The sequence below is a fragment of the Rhizobium sp. CFBP 8752 genome, assembly GCF_014842035.1.
Lineage (GTDB): Bacteria > Pseudomonadota > Alphaproteobacteria > Rhizobiales > Rhizobiaceae > Neorhizobium > Neorhizobium soli.
Window position 1 is genome coordinate 1601297 of the sequence record NZ_JACYUZ010000001.1, and the last position, 18928, is coordinate 1620224.

Sequence of the window (18928 nt, forward strand, 5' to 3'; positions counted from 1 at the left end):
CCACCGTGTTAGTCCATCGTGGTTCATCAGATATTACACGGTGTATAGTGACATGACCGCTGACATACGGATGCGATGACCAGCTTTTGATGGGGTGCTTCTCGTCGTTCTAACGCGGACTACGTAATGCGCCCGGCCCGCATGGCGCTGCCAAAACTCGCTGCCGAACCATGTAATACTATTACATCCGATCGTTTGCTACGCATCGGCTGATTTCTGGCGTTTTTGCCGGTCCATTTTGGTTACGCTCAAATTAGACGATCAGAACAATCTCTGAACGCCATCAGTTGACCATTCTAAATAGACCGATTAAGATAGACCATCTTAATTAGACCTATGGGGAACTGATGGACTGCCGCCTCTACCTTCGCGCATCGACTGATGAACAGGATGCCAATCGCGCTCGTACCGACCTTGAAGGTTTTGCCAAAGAGCATGGCTTGAAGATCGTTGGGCGTTACATTGAGAACGAGTCCGGGGCTAAGCTCAACCGCCCTCAACTTTTCAAGCTGCTGGACGATGCCAACCCCGGCGACATCCTCTTGGTGGAGCAGGTAGACCGTCTGTCGCGCCTGACGGCTGCTGACTGGAATAAGCTCCGTGCCGAAATTACAGCGAGAGAGGTTAGCGTTGTCGCCCTTGATCTGCCAACATCGCATGACCTTGCCAAGGATCGGAATAGCTTCACTGGTCGGACGCTCGACGCAATCAACGGAATGCTGCTCGACGTCTTGGCGGCAGTCGCAAGGAAGGACTATGAAGATCGCCGCAGGAGAGTGGCGCAAGGTCAGGCTAAGGCAAGGGCAGAAGGTCGTTATCGTGGCCGTGGTGAAGACACCAAGCGCAACGCCCTGATCGGGTCGATGCTCGAACGCGGTGTCTCGTGGTCGCAGATCATGGAGGCGACTGGCGTGGCTCGTGGCACCGTTGCGAAGATCGCCAAGCGACAGAAGGAAGCGGCGGCAGAGTAAGTGCCACCGCACTGCCGGGCAGCGCACCCGGCCCTACCCCCGCACAGTTTCCCGTATCAGTAATAGGTCGTCCGAGAAATTTTTGGGATTTTCGGAAAACTCGGTCTAAGCCGCGATAGGTTGCGCACTCGCCTCATCTCTCATTTGATTGACAAGCACGGCAAACCGACGATCTGCTTTTGCCAGGACGGAAGCTTCTGCGATCGGCAAATCGATCACGTCCCGTAAGCATTTTACGACCTTGCGAGCAGCCTTACGGATCTCCGGTGAAGAGTTGCCAGCTTCACGGATCTCCTTGGCAAGACCGTAGATCTCGCGATGCGTCTTCGCGTTCACGGCTGTTTCCAGCCAAATTGTCAGTTGATCTTGTGTCATGTCGCAAGAACGCACGAAAATCGAACTTGGTGCTAATTCTTGCCACTCGTAGTTAAGCTCGGATTTACCAATGCGGCGGTCGGAAGGCAGCGACAATTTCATCGCCTCCGACGCAACAATCACGTGCCAGTCAGCTTACATCCATGCTTCGTAGAGGCATTTTTGACCGGTTCCGGTACAATCCGATGGCTTCATCCTTGCCTGAGATCGCGCAAACCGAAACGTAGCCGACTGGCGCTCACCGATTCGGACAAAAACATCCCAGAATTCGACACGACAGGGCGCGCATAAGCCGTAACCATTTTGCGAAAAATGGAGATCCGTAGAGAATGTCAACGGTTATTTTTCTATCCGGCGAACGAACACGAAAATAACGCAGGATAAGTCATCATTCCGCGTGCCTCATGCCGACTACGATGTCGATGTATGTCAAAAATGCGTGTTGCTAAAAAACACAAAGGAAACGCGTATGGACTTCTTTGGGATCACCCAATACGGGACTTTTTCACTCTCGATAGATCATCACTTCGCTACGCTTCTGATCGTATCCATAGTTCAGATTAGCGCATCGCGAAGAACAAAGCGCAAGCCCCGCTAAATGCGCGGACTGTCTACTCATAACGATGTAGAATGCGGTGAAACGGACTGGCATAGATGTCCTGATTTTCACCGCCTTCCTCCATTCCCGTGACGGTCACAGTCGGGCTTTAAGCGCCCTTTGGCTTACGACCACGCTTCTTTGGAGCGGTCTCAACCGGTGCCGATCCATAGTGGTTTTCGATGTTGGTCCGGAATTCCTGATCGTTCTCGTCATACGCGGCAGATCGAAGATCGTCCAAATAGCCGATGGCTTCATCCTTACCGGCAATGCTGATGGTCTCACCGAGCAGTGCGAACTTATAGAACGTTTCGCCTTCCAACTTTACCGGTGAACGACCACGAACACGGTCCTTTTCAATCGCCTTTTTGATGCGATCTGTCTCCGCAATGAAAGCATCAACGGCTTCATTACGCTTCTCAACGTACTTGCGAAAAAGTTCCATCCCATTCGACATCTATTCGTCTCCAAGCTTCCATTACCGATAAATAGGTAAAAGCCCAATTGCGAGACGATTTCAAGTGAAAGTTCAATTCAATCTACCGAACGGCTATTCCGCCGACATCACAGCAGCGAAGGAAAGCGGGACATTCAATCAGTGGATTGACGGCAAATTTTCGCACCGAGTCAGGCTGCTCATCACTGACGATTTCACTCTTGATGTCCGGGACGATCACTTCGTCGTTGATTTCACAGATGATGACGATGGTGTCGCGTTCATTGCCCTAATTGGTGGGAGAAAGATCGATGAGTGACACCGAAGACGCCCTTGGTCCCCTGCCGCAACCGAGACGCAAAAAGGGAGCGCCAAGACGACGCGCTGTGTCTGCTGAAGAGCTTGCGAAAAAGAAGTCGCCAGAGTTTCAGGAACATCTTCGTAACATCGGTTTCAAAGCTGGTCGGACCAAGACAGGCGGCACCGTTGCCACGCCAAAAGAGGCGAAGGAATGGGCCGCAACACGATCACTCGACGTCATGAAATTCATGTTCGATGTGATGACTGACGAAGACCAGCCGACCAAAGAGCGCATTCGGGCCGCCCAGTGGCTTGGTGAGATGAGCATGAGCAAAGCACCCGTCGAACAGAAGGTCGAAGTGAACCACACGCACGATATCGGGGCAATGCTGCTGGAGGCTCAGCGGATGGTTTCAAAATCGCTGGTTGATGTCACACCGCTTATCGACGTCACACCACAGAAAGGCGGCGAAAACGACTGATGGAACCCCTATTCGCAGCTTTTATTTGCTTCATCAAAGCACATTCATCGATCCTGTTTGGCGGATTTTTCGGCGGCATAATTCGAGCGATTTTGTCGAAGACAGGCACGAAAGGTGAAAAGCTTATGGGCGGCTTTATGGCTTGCCTTGTTAGCTACTACATGACGCCGATTGTAGTGTTCATCGTGGGAGCAACCATTCCCGTAAGCTCGATTTCGTTCATCATTGGTATTCTGTCGATGTCGCTGGTCGAAGCTTTGATCAGCATTGGCCGGGACTACCAGAAGCATCCGGGTAAGCTGAAGGCGGATATCCGGACAATCATCCTCCGAGTGTTGGCAGCAAAAGACGACACGAAGTAAGCGGAACAAGCGTTTTCCTAAATACAGGATGACCGATCCCAAGACTGACGACATTGTCCAATTTCAAGCCCTTATTGCGACCTTTCGTGAAAGCATCCCTGCCTTCACGAAAATGGTCTTCAACATCGATCTCAGCCCCAAGCAGGTAGAGCTTTGCGAAGCTTTCCGCCTGAAGCGTATGATTACGTGTGCCGGTGGCATCGGGTGGGGCAAAACTCTGTCGATGTCTGTCCTGACATGGTGGGCCTTGATCACATTCGATGAGGTTCAAGTCAGCCTTTTTGGTCCGAACGAAGGCAACCTTCGTAACGGCTTAATGAAGGAGATAGCTCAGCTTCACGGCAAGATGATCGAACCGTTCAAAGGCATGTATGAGGTCGGCGCAACCCGTATCAGCCGCAAGATCAATCCGGCATCCTGTTATGCGGAAATGCGCCTTGCCCGTGCTGAGAACCCGGATACAGCCCGTGGTATCCACCAGAAGAACAACTTCGTTATGGTTGATGAGTCGTCTGGTGTCGAAGACGAGATCCTACAGATCCTCTTGAACATCATGACGGACCCTAATCCGAAGCTGATGCTTGTATCCAACCCGTCACGGGCTTCAGGCTTCTTCTTCAAAACCCATCGTGACACTGACATGGCTGCTGAGTGGACCCAAGTCCACGGAACGCTTCAAGATTCCCCGAACTATGACCCAGAACGCTTCCGGCAGCTTGTGGCCAACTACGGTGGTCCTACGACCAAGCAGTACCGGGTGATGGTGAATGGCGAATTTCCGCTGGACGATTCCGATGGGATTATCGCTCGGTCCCATATCGATACCGCCGTTCTCAATGCCGATGTGGTCCCCTCACCCACGATTCCTGTCATCTACGGCTTAGATCCTGCCGGTCCCGGTGCCGATAGCTCGGTTCTGTGTATCCGCCATGACAACCGCGTCTTGGCCTTTCACGACTGGAATGGGCTGGACGGCACGCAACTCGCCTACAAGGTCCGGGAGATTTACGAAAAGACCCCGAAACCAGATCGACCAGCCGTTATCGCAGTCGATGCGACAGGCATCGGTCACGGTGTCTACTCCGTCCTAAAGGATTGGGGACTTCCGGTCTATTCCTGTATTTTCGCCGGTACTCCGACCCGAAACCCGGAGAAATACTCCCGCGTTCGCGACCAGCTTTGGTGGGAAATGCGGGAGTGGTTCGAAAGCGAAAACGTCTACATCCCGAACATGCCGAAACTGATCGAAGAGCTTGCTATCCCGACCTACGAGGATGGCAGCGGTAAGATCAAGCTTCAGGAAAAGAAGGGCATCAAGAAGCGGCTTGGTCGGAGCCCGGATTTCGCGGATTCCTTGGCCATTACGTTCGCCGTTTCGAAGACCCGATACGCAAGCAAATACAACTGGTCGAAGCCAATTCAGTACGATCATCTCGCCACTTTGGAGTGACGAACGCCCACGTCGAAGATCTTCTAAATATGGGAAACAATCACGAGATTTCCCAGAAAGATGACTGATGACGACGAAGCAATTCTCAACTCGATTACCCCTCAACTCAAGCAGGCGGTGACATGGTCGAACAGCAATATTGCGGCCAAAAGCGAGGCGGCGCTCCGGCACTACAAGCGCGAACCATTCACTAACGATTCAAAACTGAAGGGTCGTTCAAAGTGGGTGTCTCCAAAGGTCCAACAGGCGACGGACTGGTGTTCCGCGCAACTGTTTCGAATCTTCGACTCGCCGCAGTCGGTTGTAGAATTTTGTGGCGTCGGTAGCGAAGACGAAGCCGTAGCAAAACAAATGAATATGACGGTGAACTGGATTCTTCGAACTCGCAACAGTTCCGCAGCCTACCTCACACCCGTATTCCAAGATTCGCTACTTACTGGATTAGGCGTCCTGACCGCAGAGTTCAGTGTTGAAGAGGAAGAGAGCCTTCCGAGAATGCTGAAGAGCGTTCCGAATGAGATGCTGGTCGCCCTGAATGAGCAGGAAGAAGCCGGACAGATAATTATCGAGGAAGTTGGGAAAGCTCAGACGGTCCCCGGTCCGCTCGGTCCAGTTCAAACCCGCGACTTGAAAATTCGGACCATAAGGCGTGTCCCAAAATTCACAGTTTTGCCCGTACCGCCAGAAGACCTGATCATATCGGCTGATGCCACGTTTGATCCAGAGACCGGTGGAGTGCGCGCAAAATTTCAGGGACACAGAAAGAACATGTCCCGTTCGGAACTTTCCGAGATGGGCTTCGACCGTGGGAAGGTCGATGAACTACCAGCCGCAACGGATAAAACAGACGGGATTGCGTTGGAGCGGAGTAAAGACGTCGCTGGCGAGCAAGGCGTCGGTCCAGATGATGTCACCGTGTACACAGTCTACACGAAACTTAAAATTCCCGGCGATCGAAAAACACGTCTTTGGCGTCTCACGATTGGTGGCGATCTCGAAAATCGGCCGGTTCTCTTGGATCACACAGAAGTAACGCTGGCACCTTATGCCGCCTTCTGTTGCTTTCCAATCAGCCACCATCTCCATGGACTTGGTGCCGCTGATCGCCTTCTTGACGATCACACGCTTATTTCATCGCTTTATCGCGGCGTCCTGGACTCACTCAGCCAATCCGTGAATCCTATCAAAATTGTGAACCCTGACACCACGAACGTTGATGACCTGCTCAACTCAAACCACGCGGGTGCTATTGTCCGTTCTACCGATCCAACAGGCGGCATCAGCTACAATAAGGCTCCATTTGCCGGTGCCGACGCTATACCCGTAATCGATCAACTCTCCCGGTCCCTCGACATGTCTACAGGCACCGGCGAGTCTCTCATGGCGATTGATGCTTCCGACCTACAGCGAACATCAGCGACGGCGGCGAACTTACGGTCGAATGCTTCTCAGCTACTTCTGGAAGGTATCTCACGCCATCTGGCGGACACGGGATATCGGATGCTCGTACGCGTGGTGATTTCCTTGCTAATGGACAATCCAGACGAGGCAGCGGAGCTTTTCACCCGTTTAACAAATCAGTCGATCGCTCTTGATCAGTGGAGCATGGACTTTGATCTCGCCACATCGGTGGTGTTCGGGACAATGTCACGTGACCAGTCGCAAGGGCAGCTTACAAACCTTCTAAATCAGCAATACCAAGCCCTTCAAGCTGGCCTTCCGATCGTAAATGCTCAGTCGATTTACGCGACCCTGTCGAAGCTGATCGAGGGTCAGGGACTTAAGAACACATCACCATTCTTGGTCGATCCTTCCTCATTGCCGCCTGCCCCGCCACCTCCGCCACCTGTCGATCCTAACGCCGGTCTTATCGAAGTCGAGACGGCCAATGCTCAGTTGAAGGCTCAGAGCGATGAGGCCGATCGCCAATTCCAGATGGCCAAAGCCCGAATGGATGACGACCGCCTTCGCGACCAGATGGCCCAAGACTTCGAACTGAAGCGGGCTGAGATCGAAGCCAAGTACGCTGCTCAGGTTCAGATCGAACGGCTGAAGCTTGAACAGTCCGCACCACGCGATCCCATGGGAACCATTATCCAATGAATGAAGTCACAGTCTCACGCGCAAATGCGGCCAAGCGCCTGAAGGGCAACGCCGACTTTCTCGAAATTACTGCCGCGATCGAAGCCGATATCTTCGCGTCATTCCGTTCAGTCAGTATCAACGATAGCGAGAGGTTGGCGACAGTTCACGCGCTATCACACGGCTTCAAACTGCTAAATGACCGGATTGCTAAATATATCGAAGCCGCGAACTACGAAGCCAGTGCCGAACAATTATTTGACGAATAACGTCTGAAACTCGGCTTTTGAGCGTCGAAGTTCGCTATATACAACAACAGATTTGGATGACAAATTAAATGGAAGACGAAGCAACAATCCCGGAAATGGGAACTGCGATTGATGATGTAGACGCGGTTGATCGTATCGCCGCACTTTTGGACGTGCCGGAAGCCTCTAACGAAGTTTCAGAACAAGCAGACGAACACGTTGAAGAACCAGTAACCGATGAGGTTGCTGAAACACCAGATACCGAAGAAACGTATCTCGATATTGATGGCAATCAAGTCAGCCTTACCGAAGTCCGCGCTTCATATCTGCGTCAAGCCGATTACACGAAAAAGACTCAGGAACTTGCTGAACAGCGTAAGGTGTATCAGGAAGCTCAGTTCGATAAAAACCAACTGCGAATGGAAGCCCTTCAGGGGATCGAAGTCCTTAAGCAACAGCTCGCTGCGGAATTCTCCGTTATCGAACAGCCTAACTGGGACGAATTGCTCCGTGATGATCCTCACCAGTTCCTTTTGGAACAGCAACGGTGGGCAAAACGCGAAGCTTCTGTCAAGCAGATGTTTGATGCCGAACAGGCCCTTCGTACCAAACAAAAAGAGTACGAGGACGAACAGCATCAGAACCAGTTGCGCGAAAGCCAGACCCAGTTTTTGACGAAGTATCCTGAGATGAAGGATGCGAGTAAATCGGCGGAAGCCCTTGGCGAAATCACGCAATTGCTGATCGACAACGGCTTTTCAAAGGAAGAGATCCAAGGCGTTTCTGACTACCGTATCGTCGGTATTCTCTATGAGCTTAGCAAAGCAATGAAGGCTCATAAGGCAATTCCCGGTGTGGTTCAGAAGATGGAGCAAAAGCCTGTTATTTCGCAGAAGCAGAATTCTGCCAAGGCAAGCGATGCTTATACCCGCGATCTCTCACGGTTCAACAAATCCCGGAAAGGCGACGACGCAATCGCGCTCATTTCCCGACTGCTTTAACAACTGAATTGGCGGACGGAAAGCCGCCCAAAACTAAGAGGTTTAACACCCAAAATGCCTACTCTCATTACTCAGAATGCTGCTCACGTTCGCGAAGATCTTGGCGATATCATCTCGATGATCAGCCCGGAAGAGACCCCGTTCACTTCGGCTATTGGCAAATCGAAAGCGACACAGAAGACGCACGAATGGCTTCGCGATGAGCTGGCTGCTGTCAACAAGGACAACGCCGCTGCTGAAGGTGCTGATGCTGCTGACTCAACGCTGATCACCCCTACCCGTCTGTCGAACCAGACTCAGATTTTCACCAAGACCGTTGCTGTCTCGAATACGTTCGAAGCTACCAACACGGCTGGTGGTAAGTCGGAAATCGCCAAGCAGATCATGAAGGCTGGTAAGGAACTCAAGCGAGATCAGGAAGCTGCTTTCCTTTCGGCCAACCCTTCCGTCGCCACTGGTGCTCGCAAGCTCGGTGGTGCTGAAGCTTGGATCAAGACCAACGCACTTCACGGTACTGGCGGCGCAACCGCTGGCTTCTCTAATGGGGTTGTTGGTGCTGTCACTGCTGGTACGGCTCGTGCTTTCACCGAAGCAATGCTGATCACGAGTCTTCAGAATGCCTATATCGCTGGCGGTAACGTCACGACCATCATGGCTTCCCCTCTCATCAAGGCCAAGATCGGCGCGTTCACCGGAGGTAGTGTGAAGCAGGCGATTGCGGATGGTAAGAAGACCCTCAACGTTGGCGTAGACATCTACAACGGTGACTTCGGTCGTCAGGACGTTGTCGCATCGCGCTTCATGTCCACATCGACCGTGATCGCATTTGATGAAGACCTTTGGAAGGTTGCCGTCCTTCGTGGCGTCACCAAGAACGAACTGGCCAAGACCGGCGATGCTACCAAGTATCAGCTTGTCACGGAAGTTACGCTCGAAAGTTTGAACGAGTCGGGAAATGCCAAGATCGCTGACCTGAACGGCTAATAAGACCAATACATTCAGGACCAAACTTGAGGCTCGGCAGTCAATCGCCGGGCCTTTTCTTTGCCCGCCACTCAGCCGGTCGCGTCTCCGATTCCACTAAATATTCCCATAAAACCAATGGGGATTACATGTCCGACCTCAACCTTTTTGCCGGTGATCTGATCACGCACGGCACCTTCCTTTTCGAAGAAACGCCCGAATACAAAGTCTGGATCACCCGCGATGGCGACAAGCTCGTCATCACGACTGAATATAACGACGACCTTATCAAAGCACTGCTCGACCAGAACCAGAAAGAAGCGAATGCCTTCAGCGCCACCGGATCTCATGGTGATCTGGTCAAGGTCGCGAGCATTCCAACCGGCTTGTACTACGACTGGCAGCGACAGGGCATCACGCAAGATCCCGTCGCGATGGCTCGCCGTCTGAATGACAGCGACTATTCGAAGTTCCGTACCAACTCGTGGAGTCTTTGATTTGACCTACGATGAATTGCTTTCCACCATTACCAGCTACACCATTCGCGATGATGCGCCGATTGAAAGCTTTATTCGCCGTGCTGAAACGTATCTCCGGACGGTGACAAAGCACTATCTGGCGGAGAAGTCCGTGCTCCTGCCGGTCGTTTCAGGCACCGTTCTGTTGCCGCTCGACTTCATTGAGATCCGTGTCATCACCGGCAAGAAGCTTTACAAGCCAGTCGCCGTTCAAGCGGCCACCCTATTCGACGGTGAGATCGGTTATTACCGCGAAGGCAACAAGCTGGTGCTGGTCGGTGACAAGCCCGACACAACAGTCTCGCTTCTGTATTGGGCTGCTTTCCCGGACCTGACATCCAGCCAGACAAATTGGCTGTTCGATAGACATCCGAGTGTCTATGTCGCCGCGATCCTAAAGGAATTCCACCGTTGGCAGACCAATGCCGAAGGTGTCCAGATTGAAGGACAAGCTCTTCAGGAAGCTCTCTCCATTGTAGCTGAAGACGATCGTCGCGGACGACAGACCGGCCCGATCATCATGGGTGCCGCAACATGGCAGTGATCGACATTCCGCTGACAGGGTTCGCGCCCGATCTGCCGCCGCTTGGTTCGTCCGCTTTCACCCGCATCCATAACGCCACGGCTGGTCGCGGTGCTACGCAAGGTACGATCTCGCTCAACTCGATGAAGGCGGCAAGCCTGTATTCGAACACGTCCATGGACTCGCGCCCGATCGGATCTGCCGTTGGACAGAATCGGACCGGTGATGCGAAAGTATATGCCGGGAACGCGACCAAGCTCTACAAGCTCGCGCCCGATACACGGGCATGGACCAACATCAGTCGATCAGGCGGATACACCACGTCCGGTACTGAAAAGTGGAAATCGATCGAGTTCGGTTCGCTGTCGATCTTCACCAACTGGGACAACGAACCCCAATACATCGACCGCAATGTCGATACCCAATTCGCCAACCTCACGACGCTGGTGAAGGGCAGACATATCGCCACATTCAAGGGGTTCACCCTTCTTGGCTGGACATGGGACTCGCTCGACGGCGCTGTTCCCTATCGCGTCCGCTGGTCTGGCATCGAGAACCCGGCAGACTGGACCTATTCAGCAGCCACTCAGGCCGACTTTCAGGATATCCAAGGCTACGGCGGTGTAACAGGCATCGTGACAGACGACTCCTGCTATGTGCTTCTCCAGCGTGGTATCGTCCAGATGACATACATCGGCGCACCGTACGTTTTCCAGTTCACCGAACGATCTTCGAAAGGCTGTTCGGTTCCAGAGTCGGTCATTACCGTCCAAGGCGTGTCGTACTTTCTCTCGGACGATGGATGGTATTCATTGGCCGGTGGACAGCTTCAGCCGATTGGCACCGGTATCGATCAATGGTTCCTCGACAACTTCGATGCCAGCCAAGCGCATCTGATGACGGTTGCCGCCGATCCACGCGAAACGCTTATCTACTGGCAGGTTTGTTCGAAGGACAGCATCGGCGGGAAGCCAGATCTGATGCTGATCTACAACTACGCAACCGGTGCTTGGACCACAGCCGACGCTACCACGAACCATATTTGCAATGCGATCTCGCTGCCTTGGACGGTTGATCAGTTAGATCAGTTCTTATCCATCGACAAAGTACCATCGTCATTCGACGACCCGATTTGGTCGGGCGGAAAATCTATGCTTTGGGGCATGAGCGATACCGGCGCTGTCTATTCGTTCGGTGGCGACACACTCGAAATGGCCATCGAGAGCGCCGACTACCAACTGTCGAAGATCGTCCCCAATGAGACCGGCGCTGATATCGCCCGCGTTGATGCCGTCCGCCCACTCTTCGAAGGCGATGGCCAAGCCCGAGTCCAGGTCGCGACCAGATCCCTACCCAATGCCGATCTGAACTGGTCCGAAGCGAAAGACACGAGTTCCATTACCGGTTTTGCCTACCATCGAAGCCAGTCCAGATATCAACGGTTCCGGGTCACGATCGACGGTGAATGGCGTCGTTGTTCGGGCTTACAGGTTGATGCTCGCTCAGTGGGGCGGCGCTGATATGGTCCAGTCGGTCTATAATCACAACGATGCCCGACAGGTTGCCAGCGTATTGAACCAAGTCGTTCAGATGCTCGACTCCGTCACCGGCTCGGTCACACTCACCAACTCGACAACCACGACAACGGTCGCCAATGCCAAGGTGACAGCATCATCGCGGATCTTTCTACAGCCGCGCAATGCCGCCGCTGCTGGAACGGGCATGTTCATCTCATCGATATCGAACGGTTCTTTCGTCATCGGCCATGCTTCCGCGACGACTGTCCGGACGTTCGACTATCTGATCTTTCCCGCATGAGAACCGGGTATTCGAACGAAGAGTACGCCCGTGTTCGGGAGTGGCTTCTATCGGCTCTGGTCATCGCTCCGGGGCCATTCGATGAAGCTGAAATGCTCGACAACTTGCGTTCCGGAAAGTGGCTTTTGGTCACTACTGAAAACGGGGCAAGTGTCCTCGAATTCTTTGTCGATGAGACCGGAAATAACGCCGCAAATGTGCTGGTTGTTGGCGGCAAAATTGGCGGCAGTTTGCGCGAATTGATGGCGCTTCAAGAAGCTGTTTGCGATGCGCTCCGGAGCATGAATTTCGCCTACATAGTAGGACAACCCCGTAAAGAATGGCACCGATTTCTCTCGAAATTCGGCTTCGAACAACACGGAAAGGATTTTATCAAGAGGCTTACCTAAGTGACTTCATCGCCAAAAGAAACTACGACAAAAGTCGAGCCATGGTCAGCGGCTAAGCCCTACCTTCAAGACGTCTATGCTCAGTTCGACCAGTTGCTGAAAGACGGTGCGCCACAAGCGTATCAAGGCAGCACGGTCGCGAACCAGTCTCAGGCAACCAAAGACTCGCTTGCCATGGGCGAACAGATCGCACGAGGCGGAAACACATCGGCCCTCACTAACGCGACCACTGCCGTCAATGGCGTCATGACCTCGACCGGTAACGGCCAAGCTCAGTCTACCCTGTCGCAGCTTCAGAACCAGACATCGCTTGGCACCAACCCGACGAACGCCATCGCATCGCAGATTGCGAAAGGTACGCCGTCCGCTGGCCAGTCGTGGACCAATGGTGCTGCCAGTAATGCCGCCGCCCTTCAAGGTTACGACAATTCGGCTATCTCGAAAGTATCTTCGATGGTTGGCCAGACTAACCCGGCATTGGCCGGTGCTGCTGGTCTTCAGGGTTACAACAACAGCGCGATCTCAAACATCCAATCGATGCTTGGTCAGAACAACCCGGCTCTGGCTGGTGCGGCTGGTTTCCAGAACTATACCAATGGTGCGACGGCTCAGGCCGCGAACATGAACGGCTATACGAATGCCGCGTCTGGTCTTCAGCAGTCTCAGGCTAATCAGCTTGCCAACGGCGCGAACCCGGCAGCATCCGATTATCTCAAGCAGACCGCATCCGGCGCAAATGTCGGCAACAATCCGTATCTAAACGCGAACATTGCGGCTCAGCAGTCCAGCATTGCCGACCAGCTTAAGAATGTGACCAATCCCGGCATCGACGGTCAGGCAGCTTCACTTGGTCGATTTGGCTCGGGCGCATATGCCAGCCAGCGCAATAGTGCCGATTCAACAGCCGCAAAGGCCATGTCTGATGTCGCCGTAAACGCCCTGACGTCACAGTACAACACCGATGTTGCGGCTCAACAGAACGCGGCCAACCTCTACGGCAACCTGTATAATCAGGACGTGTCGAACCAGATGAACGCCAATCAGGCGCTGTCGAACACATCGAATGCTCAGCAGTCGCAGCGTCTTGCCGGTACTCAGCTTTACGGTGCCCTAAACGATTCCACACAAGCTGCCCGACAGTCTGCCAATCAGGCTTACGGCTCGATGGCGAACGCTCAACAGGCGCAAAACCTCAATGCGGTAAACTCGCTTGCTGCTGCCAATGACAGCCAACAGGCCGCACGACAGTCTGCCAACCAGAACTACGGCTCGATGGCGAACGCCAATCAGGCTCAGAACCTTGCTGCCGCCAACTCGCTTGGCTCGATGAACGATAGCCAAGCAGGTATCCGACAGAACGCCAACGCGAACTATGCTGACATCCTGAATAGCCAGCAGTCGCAACAGCAGTCGGCTCTTCAGAACGATCGCAACTACCAGCTTGCCGGTATGTCGCAACTCGGCACGAACTACCAGAACAGCATCAGCAACATGCTTGGTCTAAATGATCAGCGCATGAACGCGGCCAATTCGCAGATCTCGGCAGACAACGCCCTTAACGGTCAAAAGCTCAATGCTGCTGGCATGGCCGGTCAGGCATATCAGAACCAGTACCTACCGTCGCAGATGTTGGGTCAGGTTGGTCAGTCGAAGGACGCCTACGCCGATCTGCTGAAACAGGCAGAAGTGAATGCGTGGGACCGTTCGCAGTCTCAGCCGCTCCAGAACTTGGCCAACTTCACCAACATCCTCAACGGTGGTGGCTACAGCAGCACGACGACCCCGGTCTACACCAATACAGGCGCTCAGGTTCTTGGTGGCTTGTCGTCCTTGGCTGGCTTGTTTGCCCTTTGCGATCTCCGCGAAAAGATCCTTCACGCCTTCGTCGGCTACATGCCGCTCACCAATGGCGACCGGATCGGGATCTACGAATTCTCTTACACCGATGATGAAACCGGCGAACGGTTCTTTGGCCCTGTCGCTCAGGAAGTCGAAGCCAAGACCGGCGCTGTCATCGACCACAACGGCAGAAAGCATATCGATGTTGCTGCCTTCATGAAGGAGGCCGCATAATCATGGCCGGTATTTTCGATTTTTTCCGCAAAAAGAAGACAGACGGCAACGATCTGGAAACTGTCATCTCCCCTGAGAAGCAACCGAACTTCCTACAACAGTTCATGCCTGAAGACCCGGACAAGCAGCGCGCCTTGGCTCAAAGTCTGATGATGGGCGGCGCGGCGATGATGGCTGGTGGCGGACCAAGCGCCAAACCACAGAACCTGCTTTCCGTTCTCGGTCAGGGTGTCGGGGCTGGTGTAGGCTCGTATAACGATAGTCTTACCAACGATCTGGAAGCCGCAAAGGTTGGAACAGCGAACCGCGCTACCAACGTCAAACTTCAGACCCTTCAGGACAGCCAGAACCGTGCCAACGGCTTCATCGAGAAATACGGCTCGCCATCTGCGAACGGCTATTCGATCGAAGCCCTGTTCGCTCTCCACCAGCTTCAGCTTGAAAATGGCGATGAAGAGTCGGCTCGCGCCACACAGAAGATGATCCAAGAGCTTCAGCAGACCGCTGCCGGTAATGGCATGGTCATGGGTGGAAACGGCTACGAACTCGCACCCGGATATGGCGACAGTCTCCGTGATACCGAACGACAGAAGTCGCTTGGTTCGGCTGTTGGCCAGAATGCTCAGATTACTGCTGAGCAGAAGGATTTCCTTGCTGGCCAGAACGATCCGGCATTCCGCCAATATGAGCTTGAACAGAAGAAGGCTGGTGTCGCCAATCCCGGCAGCGAGTTCAATAAGAAGTCTTCGCAACTTGCCGCAGAACGATACAACACTCTTGCCCAACAGGGTGTCGAAGCTCAACAGATGACCGGCAACGTGAACAACCTGACCGAACTTGGCCGGGCGATCGGTACTGGCAAATGGGCAACCATGAAGAAGGCTTGGGGACCATGGGCGCAATCGATCGGTATTGAAGTCGAAGGTCTTGATGAGGCTCAGGCATATGAAAGCCTGAAGTCCCGTATCGCTCCGGGTATGCGCGTTCCCGGTTCCGGCGCGTCGTCGGATACTGACGTCAACATGTTCATGAACTCGCTGCCAAGCCTTGGGAATACACCAGAGGGCAACGCCATCATCGGTGATACCATCAAAGGCGTACAGGATGTGAAGATCCAGGCAGCGTCGATCGCCAACCGAGTCATGTCGGGTGAAATTGAATGGACAGAGGGCGACAAGCTGATCGCTGCCCTGCCCGACCCGTATGCCAACTTCAAAGCTTACCGAAAGGGTGGCAAGGCAGGTCCGTCGCGTGAACCGAAGCCTACTTCAGGACCATCGGCCAAGACTGGTCGTGTCGCTGCTGGTCCTGTCGTCGTAGCGACCGAAGAGCAATTCAATGCGCTTCCAAAGGGCACGTCCTTCCGTTTCGATGACGATCCCACGGTGAGGGTCAAGCAGTAATGGCAAATTACCTTACCTACCGAAATCAGGGAGCAACCCGAAACCGTCCGCTCGATGAAGATCTGGTCAAACGCCTTCAGTATCTCGATGAGATGGGCATTACCGCTCACGTCATCAGCGGCGGTCAGCCCGGCAAAGAAGAAGGTGGCGCAAGAACCGGCAGCACACGGCATGATCACGGTCATTCCATGGATGCTGACTTCTACATGGGTGACAGGAAGCTCGACTGGAACAACCCGGACGATCTGCCCATCTTCAAGGACATCGTGTCGCGTGGCAAAGCTGCTGGTATCACCGGCATTGGTGGTGCTGATGACTACATGGGCGCTGGTCGTCTTCATATGGGAATGGGTGCGCCATCTGCGTGGGGCGCTGGTGGTAAGTCTGCCAATGCTCCGGATTGGCTGAAGGAAGCTTATTACGGCACCAAGTCCGATCCAAATACCCAAGTCGCGGCATCTGCCGTGGCTCGTCAGCCGTCACCAGCCGGTGAAAACTTGATGTCAGGTCTCCAACCGAAAGCCGTTGAAGAGCCAAAGGCACCGGAACAGCCGAAGTCGCACAACGGCGTGTTGATGGATGCCTACAACAAACTGACAGGTTCGAATGCTCAAATTCCATCGTCAATTCTCGGATCACCAACCGGTGACGTGATGAAGGGCATCGGTGGTATCGGGGATTTTGCCAAGGTCATGATGGCGGAGACTGAATCTCTAAATAAGCAAGTCGCACGAAATAACGGTGGTCAGCGATCTTCGGCACCCGTCGAGATCCAGCTTATGTCGAGCGAAATACCAAAGAAAAAACGCCGGGGCGGTCTCGGTGGGATTGGGGGTTATCTGGCGTAATGGCCGATTGGAAAACAAAAGCAATTGCTGGCAGCACGGTCGCATCAGATATGCCGGATTGGCGTAAGCGCGCCATTCAGGCCAGCCAGATCAGCCGCGACATCTTTGATGATGGTCCGTCCGAAACTGATATCGATTTCTCAGAAGACGCCCCTGCCCTTATCCGGGCTCAGGTTGGCGCACTCGATAAGCCGGAAGATCGTCTTGCTGCTTTGCGCAAGACCTATCCAGATGCCCGGCCAATGGGTGATGACAACTTCATCTACACCGATGAGACCGGCAAGGTCCGCCAATACAATCAGGAATCGTGGCTTCCGTCGCTCGGAGATTTTGCGTCGATCGGCCCGGAAATCGGTGAAACGATCGGTGGTGGCATCGGCAGTATCCTTGGCGCTGTTAGCGGTAGCATGATTCCAGGCCCCGGCACTTTAGCTGGTGGTATCGGCGGTGCTGGCCTTGGTTCAGTTGCCGGTCGTGAATCCGCGCAACGCGGTCTCAACTACATCTTCGGCAACGATGATACTCGCACTGGTGCCGAACAGGCCCGTGACATGGGTATCACTGCCGCCACTGGTATGGCCGGTGAAGGCATTGGCCGTGCCGTTGGTGCTGGCGTCAAAGCTGGCAAGAACGTGTGGCGTAATTTTGCCGTTGGCGGTGACGTCGATGATGTCGCGCAAGCTGCTCAGCGTGCGGCGGATCTTCAGGCTATCGGAGTTCAGCCGACACAAGGAATGATCTCTGGCAACCAACGTACCGCCATGATGGAACACGCTCTCATCCCGACGCGATCCGGTCGCGAGATTGATAGACGCATCACAGATGCTCACTCAGCCATGGGCAATGAGTTCGATCGCATCACCCAAGGCATGGGTCGCCCCCTGTCGATCGCGGAAGCCGGTGAAGCTCTCCAGAAGCAAGCACAAGCGGCCAAAGATGCCGGGTTTGCTCGTAGCTCGGATCTCTATGATGACGTCGCTGCCAAGATCACATCACCAGCAGTCGTATCCAATACCGGCAAATTCGCTCAAGAGCTTGCCACGGCTCGCCAATCGTATGGCGAATTCGATAGCCTGACCAAGGGTGCCACGACAGACCGCGTTCTCGAAACGACCGGCGCTTTGTTGTCGGACGCTCAGAACGGAATGAGCTTCGACCAGTTGAAACAGGCTCGTACCGTCATTGGCCAGCAAGCAGCCGACACCGATGACAAGGTTCTCAAGAACCATCTGAACGGTCTTTACGCCTCACTGACATCGGACATGGAAGCGACGGCGAAAGCCAGTGGTGACGATGCCCTTCAGGCTTTCCGAAAGGCCAACAATCAGTTCAAGCGCCTTGTGTCCCCGGAGACGGGTTTCGGTCCGAAGTCCGACGCATCGACTGTTCTCACCAAGAATTCCGATGATGTCCTGAATTGGGCAATCGGTGGCGCTCGTAACGGTGGTGATCGTATCGCGGCTGTCCGCCGACAGGTCCAGAAAGCCGAAGGTGGCCAGCAAGCTTGGAATGACGTGACGTCTGGCGTCATCGAACGTCTTGGCAAGAACGCCAACGATGAATTCGATCCGGGCAAATTCCGGAGAGAGTTCGCCAAGATCAGTCCCGAAGCCAAAAGCGCGATGTTCCAAGGAACCGGTAACAAGCAGTACGCCGACGATCTCGACCGTCTTTCCCGCATTGCTGAAAACTGGGGTAAATATCGTCAGACAGCCAACCATTCGAACACCGAAAATCATCGAGCCGTCAAAAACAGTCTGAACCCACTCGATGGCCAGAACGCCGTTGCCAGCCTGTTCGGTATGAACACGTTCGGAACATCGGGCATGTTACTCGGTGCTGCCAAGGGCGCTGCTGTCGGCACGGTGAACCGTCTGTCTCAGGGTAGCCGGGCCAAGCTGCTCCAGAACCCGGATGTCGTTCGGATCATGGCAGAGATGGCACCAGCCAAGATGAAGAAAGGCGGTGTTGCCGCTCAATTCGCCAAGCTGTCGGACCTTCGCAGATCCACACGAGATCAGGCTTTGAGTGCTGCTTTAGCAGATTTTCTCATCGACCAAAACTATGAACAAGACCAATAACGAGAGA

Annotated in this window: 20 protein-coding genes; 17 read left to right on the top strand and 3 right to left on the bottom strand. The window is 53.9% G+C overall.

The window, feature by feature from the left end:
- Positions 1 to 347: 347 nt before the first annotated feature.
- On the top strand, positions 348 to 971 hold the full coding sequence (locus tag IFT59_RS07615; protein WP_192086537.1) for a recombinase family protein: 624 nt from the start codon (positions 348 to 350) through the stop codon (positions 969 to 971).
- 105 nt (positions 972 to 1076) lie between these two features.
- Here the strand turns inward: IFT59_RS07615 and IFT59_RS07620 are convergent, their stop codons facing one another.
- Together IFT59_RS07620 and IFT59_RS07625 are read right to left on the bottom strand one after the other, a co-directional pair.
- Positions 1077 to 1448, bottom strand: coding sequence for a hypothetical protein (locus tag IFT59_RS07620; RefSeq protein WP_192086538.1), 372 nt, complete (start codon positions 1446 to 1448; stop codon positions 1077 to 1079).
- A gap of 605 nt (positions 1449 to 2053) precedes the next feature.
- A complete protein-coding gene (locus IFT59_RS07625) occupies positions 2054 to 2401 on the bottom strand; it encodes a hypothetical protein (protein WP_192086539.1) in 348 nt (115 codons plus the stop codon).
- A gap of 64 nt (positions 2402 to 2465) precedes the next feature.
- Between IFT59_RS07625 and IFT59_RS07630 the strand changes: the two genes are divergently transcribed.
- The 11 genes from IFT59_RS07630 to IFT59_RS07680 all read left to right on the top strand — a co-directional run bounded on the left by IFT59_RS07630 (position 2466) and on the right by IFT59_RS07680 (position 11829).
- Positions 2466 to 2699, top strand: a complete 234-nt coding sequence (locus IFT59_RS07630) for a hypothetical protein (RefSeq protein WP_192086540.1) — start codon at positions 2466 to 2468, stop codon at positions 2697 to 2699.
- Positions 2692 to 3162, top strand: a complete 471-nt coding sequence (locus IFT59_RS07635; protein ID WP_192086541.1) for a hypothetical protein — start codon at positions 2692 to 2694, stop codon at positions 3160 to 3162. The genes IFT59_RS07630 and IFT59_RS07635 overlap by 8 nt, the downstream gene beginning before the upstream one ends.
- On the top strand, positions 3162 to 3524 hold the full coding sequence (locus IFT59_RS07640) for a hypothetical protein (RefSeq protein ID WP_192086542.1): 363 nt from the start codon (positions 3162 to 3164) through the stop codon (positions 3522 to 3524). Before IFT59_RS07635 ends, IFT59_RS07640 begins: the two co-directional genes overlap by 1 nt.
- A gap of 28 nt (positions 3525 to 3552) precedes the next feature.
- Entirely contained in the window at positions 3553 to 4974 is a 1422-nt protein-coding gene (locus tag IFT59_RS07645) for a hypothetical protein (protein WP_192086543.1), read from the top strand.
- 60 nt (positions 4975 to 5034) lie between these two features.
- Positions 5035 to 7077 carry a portal protein gene (locus IFT59_RS07650; RefSeq protein ID WP_192086544.1) on the top strand — a complete coding sequence of 681 codons (2043 nt, stop codon included), beginning with the start codon at positions 5035 to 5037 and terminating at the stop codon, positions 7075 to 7077.
- A complete protein-coding gene (locus IFT59_RS07655) occupies positions 7074 to 7325 on the top strand; it encodes a hypothetical protein (RefSeq protein ID WP_192086545.1) in 252 nt (83 codons plus the stop codon). The genes IFT59_RS07650 and IFT59_RS07655 overlap by 4 nt, the downstream gene beginning before the upstream one ends.
- A 68-nt stretch (positions 7326 to 7393) precedes the next feature.
- Complete coding sequence (locus IFT59_RS07660) at positions 7394 to 8305, top strand: hypothetical protein (RefSeq protein WP_192086546.1); 912 nt, start codon at positions 7394 to 7396, stop codon at positions 8303 to 8305.
- Between the two features lie 54 nt (positions 8306 to 8359).
- Entirely contained in the window at positions 8360 to 9289 is a 930-nt protein-coding gene (locus IFT59_RS07665; RefSeq protein ID WP_192086547.1) for an SU10 major capsid protein, read from the top strand.
- Positions 9290 to 9417: 128 nt separating this feature from the next.
- Entirely contained in the window at positions 9418 to 9765 is a 348-nt protein-coding gene (locus IFT59_RS07670) for a hypothetical protein (protein ID WP_192086548.1), read from the top strand.
- Positions 9719 to 10330 carry a phage adaptor protein gene (locus IFT59_RS07675; RefSeq protein WP_192086549.1) on the top strand — a complete coding sequence of 204 codons (612 nt, stop codon included), beginning with the start codon at positions 9719 to 9721 and terminating at the stop codon, positions 10328 to 10330. The genes IFT59_RS07670 and IFT59_RS07675 overlap by 47 nt, the downstream gene beginning before the upstream one ends.
- Positions 10321 to 11829: a hypothetical protein gene (locus IFT59_RS07680; protein WP_192086550.1), complete on the top strand. Its 1509-nt coding sequence runs from the start codon at positions 10321 to 10323 to the stop codon at positions 11827 to 11829. Before IFT59_RS07675 ends, IFT59_RS07680 begins: the two co-directional genes overlap by 10 nt.
- A 66-nt stretch (positions 11830 to 11895) precedes the next feature.
- Here IFT59_RS07680 and IFT59_RS07685 read toward each other — a convergent pair whose 3' ends face one another.
- Complete coding sequence (locus IFT59_RS07685) at positions 11896 to 12069, bottom strand: hypothetical protein (RefSeq protein WP_192086551.1); 174 nt, start codon at positions 12067 to 12069, stop codon at positions 11896 to 11898.
- Between the two features lie 150 nt (positions 12070 to 12219).
- On the opposite strand from IFT59_RS07685, the gene IFT59_RS07690 reads away from it, so the two are divergent.
- Genes IFT59_RS07690 through IFT59_RS07710 form a run of 5 tightly spaced genes read left to right on the top strand, consistent with a single transcriptional unit; the run spans position 12220 to position 18921 of the window.
- A complete protein-coding gene (locus IFT59_RS07690; RefSeq protein WP_192086552.1) occupies positions 12220 to 12516 on the top strand; it encodes a hypothetical protein in 297 nt (98 codons plus the stop codon).
- Complete coding sequence (locus tag IFT59_RS07695; RefSeq protein ID WP_192086553.1) at positions 12517 to 14589, top strand: hypothetical protein; 2073 nt, start codon at positions 12517 to 12519, stop codon at positions 14587 to 14589.
- A gap of 2 nt (positions 14590 to 14591) precedes the next feature.
- Positions 14592 to 15992, top strand: coding sequence for a hypothetical protein (locus IFT59_RS07700; protein WP_192086554.1), 1401 nt, complete (start codon positions 14592 to 14594; stop codon positions 15990 to 15992).
- Positions 15992 to 16840, top strand: a complete 849-nt coding sequence (locus tag IFT59_RS07705) for a hypothetical protein (protein WP_192086555.1) — start codon at positions 15992 to 15994, stop codon at positions 16838 to 16840. Before IFT59_RS07700 ends, IFT59_RS07705 begins: the two co-directional genes overlap by 1 nt.
- The gene (locus tag IFT59_RS07710; RefSeq protein ID WP_192086556.1) at positions 16840 to 18921 is read left to right on the top strand and encodes a hypothetical protein; all 2082 of its coding nucleotides are present in this window, start codon (positions 16840 to 16842) and stop codon (positions 18919 to 18921) included. The genes IFT59_RS07705 and IFT59_RS07710 overlap by 1 nt, the downstream gene beginning before the upstream one ends.
- Positions 18922 to 18928 lie beyond the last annotated feature (7 nt).

Coding starts and splice junctions, on each gene's coding strand:
- IFT59_RS07650 (WP_192086544.1), top strand. CDS start 5,035: ATGACTGATGACGACGAAGCAATTCTCAACTCGATTACCCCTCAACTC.
- IFT59_RS07665 (WP_192086547.1), top strand. CDS start 8,360: ATGCCTACTCTCATTACTCAGAATGCTGCTCACGTTCGCGAAGATCTT.
- IFT59_RS07655 (WP_192086545.1), top strand. CDS start 7,074: ATGAATGAAGTCACAGTCTCACGCGCAAATGCGGCCAAGCGCCTGAAG.
- IFT59_RS07640 (WP_192086542.1), top strand. CDS start 3,162: ATGGAACCCCTATTCGCAGCTTTTATTTGCTTCATCAAAGCACATTCA.
- IFT59_RS07680 (WP_192086550.1), top strand. CDS start 10,321: ATGGCAGTGATCGACATTCCGCTGACAGGGTTCGCGCCCGATCTGCCG.
- IFT59_RS07685 (WP_192086551.1), bottom strand. CDS start 12,069: ATGACGAAAGAACCGTTCGATATCGATGAGATGAACATGCCCGTTCCA.
- IFT59_RS07645 (WP_192086543.1), top strand. CDS start 3,553: ATGACCGATCCCAAGACTGACGACATTGTCCAATTTCAAGCCCTTATT.
- IFT59_RS07705 (WP_192086555.1), top strand. CDS start 15,992: ATGGCAAATTACCTTACCTACCGAAATCAGGGAGCAACCCGAAACCGT.
- IFT59_RS07675 (WP_192086549.1), top strand. CDS start 9,719: ATGACAGCGACTATTCGAAGTTCCGTACCAACTCGTGGAGTCTTTGAT.
- IFT59_RS07620 (WP_192086538.1), bottom strand. CDS start 1,448: ATGAAATTGTCGCTGCCTTCCGACCGCCGCATTGGTAAATCCGAGCTT.
- IFT59_RS07625 (WP_192086539.1), bottom strand. CDS start 2,401: ATGTCGAATGGGATGGAACTTTTTCGCAAGTACGTTGAGAAGCGTAAT.
- IFT59_RS07690 (WP_192086552.1), top strand. CDS start 12,220: ATGCTCGACAACTTGCGTTCCGGAAAGTGGCTTTTGGTCACTACTGAA.
- IFT59_RS07660 (WP_192086546.1), top strand. CDS start 7,394: ATGGAAGACGAAGCAACAATCCCGGAAATGGGAACTGCGATTGATGAT.
- IFT59_RS07670 (WP_192086548.1), top strand. CDS start 9,418: ATGTCCGACCTCAACCTTTTTGCCGGTGATCTGATCACGCACGGCACC.
- IFT59_RS07635 (WP_192086541.1), top strand. CDS start 2,692: ATGAGTGACACCGAAGACGCCCTTGGTCCCCTGCCGCAACCGAGACGC.
- IFT59_RS07615 (WP_192086537.1), top strand. CDS start 348: ATGGACTGCCGCCTCTACCTTCGCGCATCGACTGATGAACAGGATGCC.
- IFT59_RS07700 (WP_192086554.1), top strand. CDS start 14,592: ATGGCCGGTATTTTCGATTTTTTCCGCAAAAAGAAGACAGACGGCAAC.
- IFT59_RS07710 (WP_192086556.1), top strand. CDS start 16,840: ATGGCCGATTGGAAAACAAAAGCAATTGCTGGCAGCACGGTCGCATCA.